Consider the following 9,713-nt stretch of genomic DNA (forward strand, 5'->3'; position numbering starts at 1 on the left):
GATACAGGCGGCGCCTGGAACCCACGGACGACAGTGTCGCCCGGATTTCATTTTTTTCATCCGGCGCGCCCCTGCGGCGCCCGTGATGTTCACGGGAGGCAGCAATGCGCACCGTCGACAGGAGCGGTGTAACCATGGAACCGGCATCTACGGGATTGGGCGGTTGGGCCGCCCTGAAAATTGCGCTGGCTTTCGGCATGCCGGCCGCGATGGCGGCGTTGATCGGCATGTTGCTGATGCCGCCGCGCACGCCGCGCGAATTCGTCGCGCGCACCGCCTGCACGGTGGTCAGCTCATTTCTGTTCGGGCCTTTGCTGGCGATCGGCATGATCGCCTGGATGCCCGACCTGATGTCCTCGGCCTACTGGATGGCGCAACGCACCGGCCTGGGCGAGGACGGGCTGCTGGCCATGTTCTATGTGCTCGGCCCGTGCATGTTGCTGGCGGGGCTGCCGGCCTGGTGGGTGCTGGGCGCCTACCTGCGCCTGACCGCCAAGCTGCAGAACCAGGACCTGGTGGATTGGGCGGTCGAGATCCGCCGCAAGACGCTGGGCATGGAAACCCAGACAGACAAGGAGGGCAGGCATGACGCTTGACCAGATCATGGACGACGCGCTGCGGCCGGCGATGGCGCTGTTGCCCGCTCGCATGAACACGCCCGCGGCGGATTGCATGCTGCTGGCCATCGGCCTGCAGGAAAGCCGCTTCGTGCACCGGCGCCAGATCGGCGGGCCCGCCCGCGGTTTCTGGCAATTCGAGAAGGGCACCCGCGCCAGCCGCGGCGGCGTGTGGGGCGTGTTCCTGCACGCGGCCAGCAGGGATCACCTGGCCACGCTGTGCAAGGTGCGCAGCGTGGCGGGCGATCCGGATGCGATCTATGCGGCGCTGGAGTACGACGACGTGCTGGCCGCCGGCGTCGCGCGGCTGCTGCTCTGGACCGATCCGAAGGCGCTGCCGCCGGTCGGCGACACGCAGGCGGCCTGGGCGCTGTATCTGCGCACCTGGCGGCCGGGCAAGCCCAAGCCGGACAGCTGGGGCGGCCTTTACCAGCAGGCCGTGACGGCCATCCGGACGCGGACCGACAGGAGCATGGCGCATGTTGCAACAGTGGATTAAGCGGGGCCTCGGCTTGATGGCGGCAGTGCTGGCGGCCCTGGCCGCCGTCGCCGGGGTGTATTGGCGGGGGCGGGCCATGGGCCGGGCGCAGGAACGCTCGGACAGTGAGGCCCGCCTCCAGGCGCGGGCGGGACAGGCCCGCAAGGAGGCCAGGGATGTGCAGGAAAAAGTGGCTCGCAGCGATGACGATGCCGTGGCTGATCGGCTCAAGTCTGACTGGGTGCGGATCGCTCCCCCCGCGGACCGGGATTGAATATTGTGACCATGCCCGGCCGGTATATTTCAATTCCGCCGCCGAGGTCGACGCGACGCCGGCGGCAATACGCCGGCAGGTGCTCGAGCATAATGAAATGATTTCCCGGCTTTGTTTTTGAGGTAAATTGGGGACGCGATTTTTTCCACCGTCGGCGCGCCTATTTGCCGGCGCCGTCGGGTCGATGGATGGTTTGCTGCGGTCTGGTTCTGCAATAATTTCTGGTTTTCCGTCCCTTCGGGCCGCCGGCCCGGATGACTGTTCCAGGAGAGGCGCGATGGGTCAGAGGGTGCAGTGTCGGCAAGCGTTTTGCCCCGTGCAAATGCGCGGCAGGGAAAAATAATATGGCAGACGGCGAAAGCCTGGTCGCCGCGCGGGTCCGCCCGAAGCTCCGGTATTCGATGCGAACCGGATTGCTGGTGCTGGTGTTCGCCTGTATTACACCGGCGCTGGTGGTGTCTTCGATCGCCGTTTACGAAAGCTACCTGATCCAGAAAGAGCGGATATTCCGCGATACGATTTTCCTGGCCCGCAATCTGACCGCCATTCTCGACCGGGAAATGACCGGCGTCGAAGCCGGTTTGCAGATGCTGGCGTCGTCCCCGGACCTGGTGGGCGGCGACCTGGCGGGGTTCCACCAGCGCGCCCGCGAAGCCATCAAATTCCAGATCGTCGACAGCTATGTGCTGACCGACAAGGAAGGCCACCAGGTGGTCAATACCATGGTGCCCTACGGCACGCCCCTGCCGCCTTCCGGGGTGTCGCAGGAGCTGGCCCGGGTGTTCCGCGCGCGCGAGCCGGTCCTGAGCAGCCTGTTCACCGGTGCGCTCAGCGGCGTGCCGACCATCGCGCTGGGAGTGCCGGTGGTGCGCGGCGACGAAGTCATCTACAGCCTCAACGTCGGCCTGTCGCCCGACCGCATCGGCAACGTGCTGGGACGGCGCGGGCTGCCGGACGGCTGGGTGGCGGCGGTGCTGGACAAGAACGGCACCATCATCGCCCGTACGCGCGACACCGAGAAATTCGTTGGCCAGAAGGCCGTGCCGACGCTGGCGCGGGCGGTGCAGCTGGAGAACGAGGGCTCGCTGGAATCGACCACCAAGGAAGGCACGCCGGTCTACACCGCGTTCAGCCGTTCCGGCCTGACCGGCTGGACGGTGGCGGCGGGCGCGCCGATGACGCTGGTGACGACCGACCTGTACCGCTCCATCGCCTGGCTGGCGCTGGGCACGCTGGCGGCGTTCGGGCTGGGGCTGTGGCTGGCCTTGCGGCTGGCCAACCGCCTGACGTCGGCGGTGCAGGGGCTGGTCGGCCCGGCGCTGGCGCTGGGCGAAGGCCGCACCGTCGAACTGCCCGGCACGCGCGTCAAGGAGGCCGAGGAGGTCGGCACGGCGCTGCTGCAGGCTTCACGCATGCTGGCGCACGCGCAGCATCTGGCGCATTACGATCCCCTGACCGGGTTGTGCAACCGGGTGCTGTTCGGCGAGCTGGTGTTGCGCGAGTTGGCGGTGGCGCAGCGCAGCGGCGAGACCTTCGCCATCCTGGCGATCGACCTGGACGGTTTCAAGGCGGTCAACGACCTGCATGGGCATGCCGCCGGCGATACCGTTCTGAAGGAAGCCGCCGATCGCATGGCCCACGCCATCCGTGTCTCGGACGTGGCGGCGCGGCTGGGGGGGCGACGAGTTCGCCGTGCTGCTGCTTGGCGCCAACCAGGAAAACGCGCAGGCGGTGGCCGAGTCCCTGGTCGAGAGCCTCTCGTTGCCGTACCCCAAGATCCGCGTCGCGGTCTCGGCCAGCGTCGGCATTGCCGTCTATCCGCAGTCGGGCGTCACCATGCTGCAGTTGCTGGAGCGTGCCGACGTCGCCCTGTACCGGGCCAAGGGCCTGGGCAAGCGGCGGGTGGCGTCCGACGAGCGTTGAGGCGGCCGCGACGGGCGCATCAGGCGTCGTGGCGGGGCGCGGCGGCGGGCGGCAGGGCGGTCGGCACCTCGCCCGATTTCAGGCGGTAGCGCCGTTCGCCCAGCGCGATCACGCGCTCCCCTTCCGTGGTCCTGAGAATGTAGCCGGTCGTGATGGGCGTCCCCGCGCGCCGGTCGGCGTGCGAGAACACTTCGATCCGGTAGAGCCGGCCGGATGCCGTGGTGGCGAGCACGTCGCTCAGCCTGCGTACAGAGATGGTCATGCGGCGAGATCTCCTTCTTGTTGATCTTCGGTCGGTCGCGCCGCGCCGGCCTGCAATTCCCGTGCCGGCCCTGCCGCGGCGGTTTCCCTGTTTTCGCTACACTGCGTCGTTCTGGCGCGCGCCCCGGCGCGGCGCCCTGGATGGACATCGGGAAATCGGAAAAAAGTAATGCAATCTGCTCCCAGCCGGAACACGGCGACTTTCATGGGATTGATGGCCGTGGTGCTGTGGGGCACCGTCGTCGGCCTGATTCGCAGCGTCAGCGAGAGCTTCGGGCCGATCGGCGGCGCGGCCCTGATCTATACGGTCGGTTCGGGTTTCCTCGTCCTGTTGCTCGGATGGCCCCGCGTGCGTTCATTCCCGCGCGCCTACCTGGTTTCCGGCAGCCTGCTGTTCGTGGCCTATGAAATCTGCCTGTCGCTGTCGCTGGGATTCGCCGCCAATCGCGGCCAGGCGATCGAGCTGGGCATCGTCAACTACCTGTGGCCGTGCTTCACCGTCATCCTGGCGATCCTGATCAACGGCCAGCGCGCCAGCGCCTGGGTCGTGCCCGGCATCGCGCTGTCGCTGTGCGGCATCGTCTGGGTGGTCGGCGGCGACGGCGGCGTTTCCTGGGCGCGCGTGGCGGCCAATGTCTCCAGCAATCCCCTCAGTTACGGCCTGGCGTTCAGCGGCGCCGTCATCTGGGCCGTCTATTGCAACGTCACGAAACGCTATGCCGATGGCAAGAACGGCGTGGCCCTGTTCTTCATGCTGACCGCGGCCGTGCTCTGGATCAAATACGGGTTCAGCGCCGAGCCGGCGCTGCCGTTCGCCTGGCCCGCCGTGCTCGAACTGTGCGTGACGGGCGGCGCCATGGCCGCGGGCTACGCGCTCTGGAACGTGGGCATTCTCAACGGCAATCTGACCTTGCTGGCCACGGCGTCCTACTTCACGCCAGTGTTGTCGACTTTTTTTGCGGCCGTATGGCTGTCCACGCGCTTGACCATGACATTCTGGCAAGGCGTGGCGATGGTCACCGCCGGTTCGCTGATCTGCTGGGCGGCGACGCGCGGCAGGCCGGCCCGGGGCGGGTAGCCCCTGGGTGGCCTTCAGGCGCATCGGATGACGGGGATCCGGGAGGACCCGTCAGCTCAATCCAGGGCGATGGTCTGCGCCACGGCGTAGCCGAGCGGAATGAGCAACAGGGATGCGAACAGGGAACTGACGATGGCCGCCGATATCTTCAGCCAGGGCTCGGGCCCCGCGCTTTGTATCGTTTGAACCACCAACGCGACGATACCCACAACCATCAAACAGCTGATTACCACTGCTACGTAAGTCATGATGTCTCCGTCCTCGCCTGATTAAAGGGATGCGGCGCCGCTATTGCGGTCTGTCACTTCGTCGCTACGTTTAGTCTGATTGTGCGCCTGTATGGCAGGGTGTGGCGCTAGGGTTTTCCTGGCTCTGGCGAGCGCTGTGGCGTTTTCGCCGCGCACCTTGCAGCATGAAATCGGTGTGCGGCGCAGCATTTTTCGAGGCCCGCCGCGCCCGCGCTTTGCGCTACGATGGCGGCGTCCACCCACTCTCCAGATCGCGAAATGCCGCAACGACTCCGCCCGGGCACGCGCGCCACACTGCAGGTCAGGCAGCTGCTGCCGGGCGAATTCGCCTGGATCATCACCTTGCTGGACCCCGACACCGGCAATGTGCGCAGCACCAATTATTCCGAACGGCGCTATGCCAGCCAGGACGAGGCCTCCGCCGCCGGCAAGGCCGCCGTGGTGGAATTCCTGGGCAACAGCGATCCGAACGGGGTGGAACCCGCCAGGGACGGCAAGCCGTCCAAGTCCTGACCCGCGCCGGCCATGCCCGCAAGCCCTCGTCCGAGGGCTTTTTTGCGTCGGGCCGATGGCGGTCGGCATGCCGGGCACGGCAGTTGCTGGGCAGCGGACCAGCGCGATAGACGCGCCGAGGAGATCCGCCATGTTCCCATCCGACCACCGCCCGCCGGGCGCGCCCGACGACGTGCCGCCCGATGATCCGCCGCTGCCCGGCCATCCGGCCCGGCCCGACGACCCGCGACCCAATCCCAACCATGCGCCCGATGATCCGGGCGAGCCCGACGTCGTCCCGCCGCCGCCCGATCCGCGCGCGCCGGGCACGATCGACCTGGCCTGAGCGCCACCGAATCCCATCCCACACCCAAGGAGGCTTGCATGCGTTCGATCCTGTTATGGCTGCTGGGGGTACCCATTCCCATCATCATCCTGCTGGCGCTGTTCTGGCATTGAGCCAGTCCGGTCCCGCGCCACGGCGCGCAATGTGAACGAGGAATCACCATGGAAAATGCACTCTCGGCCAACCGGCCCTACGACGGCGTGCCGCCGGTGCGGGAATCGGCGGTGTCCGCCGTGTCCTGGGCGGCGGTGTTCGCCGGCGCCGTCATCGCCGCGGCCTTGTCGCTGGCGCTGTTCGCGGGCGGCTCCGGCCTGGGCTTCCTGTCGGTCTCGCCCTGGAGCGGGGAAGGCGTCTCCGCGCCCGCGGCAGGCATCGGCCTGATCGTCTGGATGCTGTTCACGCAGATCGTGGCCTATGGCGTCGGCGGTTATGTCGCCGGCCGGCTGCGCACCAAATGGGCCGACGTGCACGGCGACGAGGTCTATTTCCGCGACACCGCGCACGGCTTTCTGGTGTGGGCGCTGAGCGCGGTCGTGAGCGCCGCGCTGTTGGGCTCGGCGATCGCCACGCTGGCATCGGGCGCGGCCAAGGCCGGCGCTTCCATCGCGGCCGGGGCGGGCGCGGCGGTGACCGCGAGCGCCGCTGCCGGCGCGGGGGCGGCAGCCGGCGGCGCGGACGGCGCTGGCGATTACTTCACGGACGTCCTGTTGCGCAACGAGCGGCCCGATGCCGCCGGTGACCGCGGCGCGGCCCGCGCCGAAGTCGGACGCATCGTGGCGATGAGCCTGGCGCGCGGCGACATGACGCCGGCGGATCGCGACTATGTGGCCCGCGTGATCGCGGCGCAGGCGGGCATCGATGCCGCCGCCGCGCAGCAGCGCGTGAATCAGACGCTGCAGCAGGCCCGTCAGGCCGCCGATGACGCCAAGCGCAAGGCGCGCGAAGCGGCCGACACGGCACGCAAGGCCGCCGCGGCGTTTGCGCTGTGGGGCTTTGCCTCCATGCTGATCGGCGCGTTCGTGGCCAGCCTGTGCGCGACCTGGGGCGGGCGGCGCCGCGACATGGTGGTCAAGCCCTGATCGCCGCACGGAAGGCCGGCGCGGGGCCATGACGCCCCGCGCCGCGCGGCGTCATGGCTGCTTCTGCTGGAACATCCATTCGCGCCAGGGCCTGGCGGTCAGCAGTTCCGGCGCGATGCGGTGATCCATGCCCTGGTAGGTGATGAAGACCGGATGGCCGCCCGCGGCCGCGAGGGCCTTGGCCCAGATCTGGCTGCCCTCGTAGGGATTCTCCTGGTCGGCGGTGCCGTGGATGAGCAGCGTGGGAACGCCCGCCAGCGGCCTGGCGAGCGAGCGCTCCGGCGGCACGCCCGACATGGCGACGATGGCCGCGAAGCGTCCGGGTGACGCGACGGCGGCGTCCAGCGCGGCCGACGCGCCCATCGAGAAGCCGACGGCGTAGATCCGCCTGGCGTCGACCGGATGGTGCCTGGCGATGTCCTCGACCAGCCGCATGACGTCGGGCAGGTCGGCGCCGGCCTTCGAGATCCGCACGCCATGGCCGTCCTTTTCATAGTTGGCGGTGCGGCCCGGCGTCTGCGGCACCAGCACGTAGGCGGGAAAATCGCGGCGCGACTCGGCCGAGCCGAAGGCGCGGGTGAACGCGTTCAGCGGCAGCAGGTTGTCGCTGCCGACGCCGCCTGAACTGTGGAAAATCACCACCAGTGGGTATTTTTTTCCGCTTTCGGGTGCGATGGGCGATACCAGGCGATAGGGCAGCGGCGTCTTGCCGGCGCGGGCGAATTCCGCCGGCGCGAAGGCGTCGATGGAGGCCTGCTTGAGCATTTCCACCGTCTGTAGCTGCGCCGCGGTGGGGGCGTAGGTGACGCTCGATGCCTGCACGCCGCCTTGCGCGGCACAGGCGTGGCCGGCGCTCAGGCCCAGGGCCGCGGCAAGCATGGCGCGCGCGGCGACTGCAGCGATACCGGTCCTGATGGCGGCCTGGCGGCCAGGTGCAGCTGGGGTAACGGCCGGGGCAACGGGGCGGCAAGCTTGCGCGAGGCGCGAAACTTGAATGCGGCTGGGCGGCATGTCAGATTCTCCGCGGGGGCGTGGTGGGCGAAGATTCTAAGAGGGCGGACCGTGCGGGTATGCGGGAAAAATGTGGGGATTATGTGGAAATGTGTGAAGGCCGGGCCCGTCACGGCCAGAGACAGAGGTGGCTGCCAGAGGGGGGATCCGGCGATCCAATGAAAAAAGGCCTTCACTTGCGTGAAGGCCTTTTTGAATTCTCTGGTGGCGCATCCCTGATTCGAACAGGGGACCTGCGGATTATGATTCCGGTGTCTGAATAGGCCGCAGACCCGCGCCAAATATAGAAACCCCTCCTCGATCTGTCCAAAATTTTCACATCTGCGCCGCCCCTGGCGACCGCGTCTTTCCTGGCTTCCCCAACCGATATTAGACGGCCGGCAACGCCGTTTTGTTGGGGCTGACTGTCCCCCTCCAGCGCGATTTCACATAGATTTCCGTCGTTCGCACGGACTCGTGCCCGCACAGCACCTGAATCTCGGTCAGTGGCACGTTGGCCAGCCACATATCGGTCGCGCCCTTCCCCTTCAAATCGTAGAACCCGAACGGTTCCGTCAAATCCCCATCCTTCACCGCCTTGTATATGCGGCGGCGCAGCATGGCCGAGATTCCGTCATAGGTGTACGGATCGCCGTTGCGCGTGTGCACCAGGTGCAGCCCCGGGCCCAGGATGGCATCGGTAGGCGCTGCTTTTGCCAGTATGGCCTCAATCTCCGGGGTGACACGGATGTCGACCACCTGGCCGGTCTTGGCCTGGCGGTTGCGGATCACCCGCTGGATCGTGCCGTCGGCCTCGCGCTTGTTGACCAAGTTGGTGGCCGTCCACGCGATGATGTCCTCGGGGCGTTGCAGCGTTCGGTAGATCAGCTCCATCAGGATGCGTTCGGCCTTGGACGCCCGCCCATAAATCAGCCTGTATTCGTCGTGGTCGACATACCGATCCCGCTTCTGCTCAGGGTTGCGCGCGATCCCGAAACAGGGATTGACGCTCACGCCTGTATCGGGGCGCCGCTTCATCCAGGAAAAGGCCGCCGATAGGCACGCCTTCTCCCGGTTTGCGCGCACGGCGCGGTCCGCGTGCGCGCCGGCGTCCAGGTGCTGCGCGACATGATGGCCCTGCACCTGGTGCGGCTGCATCTTCCCGAAAAATGCCGTCAAGGGTTTCGCATCGGAGGAGTAGTCGTCGTAGGTGCGCTGCGCGATCCCGCGGCGCACCTTGGGCAGGCCGATGCGCTTCTGGCAGTCGGCCAGGAACATGCCCAGCCAGTAGGCCACGGTGCCGTACTCTCCGGCGGGGTCGTTGTACAGGTTGCCCCGCCGTTTCGCGTCGTTGATGTCGGTCCCAATCCGCTCCCATTTTCCGCTGCCCGGGTGCACGTAGTAGAACGCGCCATGCTTGAGGTAGACGCGCGGCGGTAGTCCCAGGTCAGCCGATTTTCGCTTGCGTCCCATGCTTCCGTTGTCGGTTGAAAAGTTGTTGCAGTGCGGCGTGGTCGGGCTGCGGCGTTGCCGGCGCGTGCGTGTCGTTCGCAGCTTCCGGGGGCGAGCCTGCCATGACCCGATCGAATGCGGCGCGCCCCACCAGCGGGCGGCCGCCGGGCTTGCGGCTGACGGGGATGCCCAAGCTTTGCAGGTAGCGAACCTGGGCGTGGGGCTGCGTCAGCGGATCGCAAATTTCCTTGATTTCGTCGTCGGACAGGTAAGGTTTCATCGCGCTCCCCCGGGCGGCAGGCGCCGGAACGCTACCACCCAGACCCAGGGGTTGGCGTCCCAGGCGTCGGGGCCATTGATCTCGCGCCACAGCCTGGCAAAGCCCTGGCGGTAGGTGGGTTGCCTATGAGCGTGCACGGTCAGGTTGTCGTCCGCATCGAGCCACGCCGGCGCGCAGCCTTCGCCCTGTGCGTCG

Annotated in this window: 13 protein-coding genes, 1 tRNA gene and 2 pseudogenes; 9 read left to right on the forward strand and 7 right to left on the reverse strand. The window is 67.5% G+C overall.

The window, feature by feature from the left end:
• The first annotated feature begins 134 nt into the window (after positions 1–134).
• From AOZ49_RS01015 to AOZ49_RS33810, 5 genes and pseudogenes are all read left to right on the forward strand, one after another.
• Positions 135–596 (forward strand): hypothetical protein, encoded by a 462-nt coding sequence (locus AOZ49_RS01015; RefSeq protein WP_054433260.1) that lies wholly within the window; start codon positions 135–137, stop codon positions 594–596.
• Positions 586–1,116 (forward strand): hypothetical protein, encoded by a 531-nt coding sequence (locus AOZ49_RS01020; RefSeq protein ID WP_054473957.1) that lies wholly within the window; start codon positions 586–588, stop codon positions 1,114–1,116. Before AOZ49_RS01015 ends, AOZ49_RS01020 begins: the two co-directional genes overlap by 11 nt.
• The gene (locus AOZ49_RS01025; protein ID WP_054433262.1) at positions 1,097–1,369 is read left to right on the forward strand and encodes a hypothetical protein; all 273 of its coding nucleotides are present in this window, start codon (positions 1,097–1,099) and stop codon (positions 1,367–1,369) included. Before AOZ49_RS01020 ends, AOZ49_RS01025 begins: the two co-directional genes overlap by 20 nt.
• 560 nt (positions 1,370–1,929) lie before the next feature.
• Positions 1,930–2,979, forward strand: a pseudogene (locus AOZ49_RS01030) (diguanylate cyclase); the annotation flags it as partial.
• 121 nt (positions 2,980–3,100) lie between these two features.
• Positions 3,101–3,292 (forward strand): diguanylate cyclase domain-containing protein, encoded by a 192-nt coding sequence (locus tag AOZ49_RS33810; protein ID WP_255353673.1) that lies wholly within the window; start codon positions 3,101–3,103, stop codon positions 3,290–3,292.
• A gap of 19 nt (positions 3,293–3,311) precedes the next feature.
• On the opposite strand, the gene AOZ49_RS01035 is transcribed toward AOZ49_RS33810, so the two are convergent.
• The gene (locus AOZ49_RS01035) at positions 3,312–3,554 is read right to left on the reverse strand and encodes a hypothetical protein (RefSeq protein WP_054473958.1); all 243 of its coding nucleotides are present in this window, start codon (positions 3,552–3,554) and stop codon (positions 3,312–3,314) included.
• Positions 3,555–3,722: 168 nt separating this feature from the next.
• Between AOZ49_RS01035 and yddG the strand changes: the two genes are divergently transcribed.
• On the forward strand, positions 3,723–4,631 hold the full coding sequence (yddG, locus tag AOZ49_RS01040; RefSeq protein ID WP_054433265.1) for an aromatic amino acid DMT transporter YddG: 909 nt from the start codon (positions 3,723–3,725) through the stop codon (positions 4,629–4,631).
• A gap of 56 nt (positions 4,632–4,687) precedes the next feature.
• Here yddG and AOZ49_RS01045 read toward each other — a convergent pair whose 3' ends face one another.
• Positions 4,688–4,879 carry a hypothetical protein gene (locus AOZ49_RS01045; RefSeq protein ID WP_054433266.1) on the reverse strand — a complete coding sequence of 64 codons (192 nt, stop codon included), beginning with the start codon at positions 4,877–4,879 and terminating at the stop codon, positions 4,688–4,690.
• Positions 4,880–5,137: 258 nt separating this feature from the next.
• Here AOZ49_RS01045 and AOZ49_RS01050 point away from each other — a divergent pair, with 258 nt between their 5' ends.
• The 3 genes from AOZ49_RS01050 to AOZ49_RS32265 all read left to right on the forward strand — a co-directional run bounded on the left by AOZ49_RS01050 (position 5,138) and on the right by AOZ49_RS32265 (position 6,796).
• Positions 5,138–5,392 carry a hypothetical protein gene (locus AOZ49_RS01050; protein WP_054433267.1) on the forward strand — a complete coding sequence of 85 codons (255 nt, stop codon included), beginning with the start codon at positions 5,138–5,140 and terminating at the stop codon, positions 5,390–5,392.
• A 130-nt stretch (positions 5,393–5,522) separates the two neighbouring features.
• A complete protein-coding gene (locus AOZ49_RS01055; RefSeq protein ID WP_054433268.1) occupies positions 5,523–5,717 on the forward strand; it encodes a hypothetical protein in 195 nt (64 codons plus the stop codon).
• A gap of 161 nt (positions 5,718–5,878) precedes the next feature.
• On the forward strand, positions 5,879–6,796 hold the full coding sequence (locus tag AOZ49_RS32265) for a hypothetical protein (protein WP_054433269.1): 918 nt from the start codon (positions 5,879–5,881) through the stop codon (positions 6,794–6,796).
• 51 nt (positions 6,797–6,847) lie between these two features.
• On the opposite strand, the gene AOZ49_RS01065 is transcribed toward AOZ49_RS32265, so the two are convergent.
• The 5 genes and pseudogenes from AOZ49_RS01065 to AOZ49_RS32835 all read right to left on the reverse strand — a co-directional run.
• Positions 6,848–7,675, reverse strand: a complete 828-nt coding sequence (locus AOZ49_RS01065; RefSeq protein WP_054433270.1) for a carboxylesterase family protein — start codon at positions 7,673–7,675, stop codon at positions 6,848–6,850.
• Positions 7,676–8,009: 334 nt separating this feature from the next.
• Positions 8,010–8,086 (reverse strand) — tRNA-Met (locus tag AOZ49_RS32270).
• A gap of 90 nt (positions 8,087–8,176) precedes the next feature.
• Positions 8,177–9,259: a tyrosine-type recombinase/integrase gene (locus AOZ49_RS01070; RefSeq protein WP_054473959.1), complete on the reverse strand. Its 1,083-nt coding sequence runs from the start codon at positions 9,257–9,259 to the stop codon at positions 8,177–8,179.
• A complete protein-coding gene (locus AOZ49_RS01075) occupies positions 9,234–9,518 on the reverse strand; it encodes a DUF4224 domain-containing protein (protein WP_054473960.1) in 285 nt (94 codons plus the stop codon). The genes AOZ49_RS01070 and AOZ49_RS01075 overlap by 26 nt, the downstream gene beginning before the upstream one ends.
• A pseudogene (locus AOZ49_RS32835) lies at positions 9,515–9,713 on the reverse strand (hypothetical protein); the annotation flags it as partial. The pseudogene AOZ49_RS32835 and the gene AOZ49_RS01075, both read right to left, overlap by 4 nt.

This window comes from Achromobacter sp. 2789STDY5608615 (genome assembly GCF_001298995.1).
Taxonomy (GTDB): Bacteria; Pseudomonadota; Gammaproteobacteria; order Burkholderiales; family Burkholderiaceae_B; genus Achromobacter; species Achromobacter insuavis.

Coding starts and splice junctions, on each gene's coding strand:
- AOZ49_RS01055 (WP_054433268.1), top strand. CDS start 5,523: ATGTTCCCATCCGACCACCGCCCGCCGGGCGCGCCCGACGACGTGCCG.
- AOZ49_RS01020 (WP_054473957.1), top strand. CDS start 586: ATGACGCTTGACCAGATCATGGACGACGCGCTGCGGCCGGCGATGGCG.
- AOZ49_RS01050 (WP_054433267.1), top strand. CDS start 5,138: ATGCCGCAACGACTCCGCCCGGGCACGCGCGCCACACTGCAGGTCAGG.
- AOZ49_RS01035 (WP_054473958.1), bottom strand. CDS start 3,554: ATGACCATCTCTGTACGCAGGCTGAGCGACGTGCTCGCCACCACGGCA.
- AOZ49_RS01065 (WP_054433270.1), bottom strand. CDS start 7,675: ATGCTTGCCGCGGCCCTGGGCCTGAGCGCCGGCCACGCCTGTGCCGCG.
- AOZ49_RS32265 (WP_054433269.1), top strand. CDS start 5,879: ATGGAAAATGCACTCTCGGCCAACCGGCCCTACGACGGCGTGCCGCCG.
- yddG (WP_054433265.1), top strand. CDS start 3,723: ATGCAATCTGCTCCCAGCCGGAACACGGCGACTTTCATGGGATTGATG.
- AOZ49_RS01025 (WP_054433262.1), top strand. CDS start 1,097: ATGTTGCAACAGTGGATTAAGCGGGGCCTCGGCTTGATGGCGGCAGTG.
- AOZ49_RS01070 (WP_054473959.1), bottom strand. CDS start 9,259: ATGGGACGCAAGCGAAAATCGGCTGACCTGGGACTACCGCCGCGCGTC.
- AOZ49_RS01045 (WP_054433266.1), bottom strand. CDS start 4,879: ATGACTTACGTAGCAGTGGTAATCAGCTGTTTGATGGTTGTGGGTATC.
- AOZ49_RS01075 (WP_054473960.1), bottom strand. CDS start 9,518: ATGAAACCTTACCTGTCCGACGACGAAATCAAGGAAATTTGCGATCCG.
- AOZ49_RS01015 (WP_054433260.1), top strand. CDS start 135: ATGGAACCGGCATCTACGGGATTGGGCGGTTGGGCCGCCCTGAAAATT.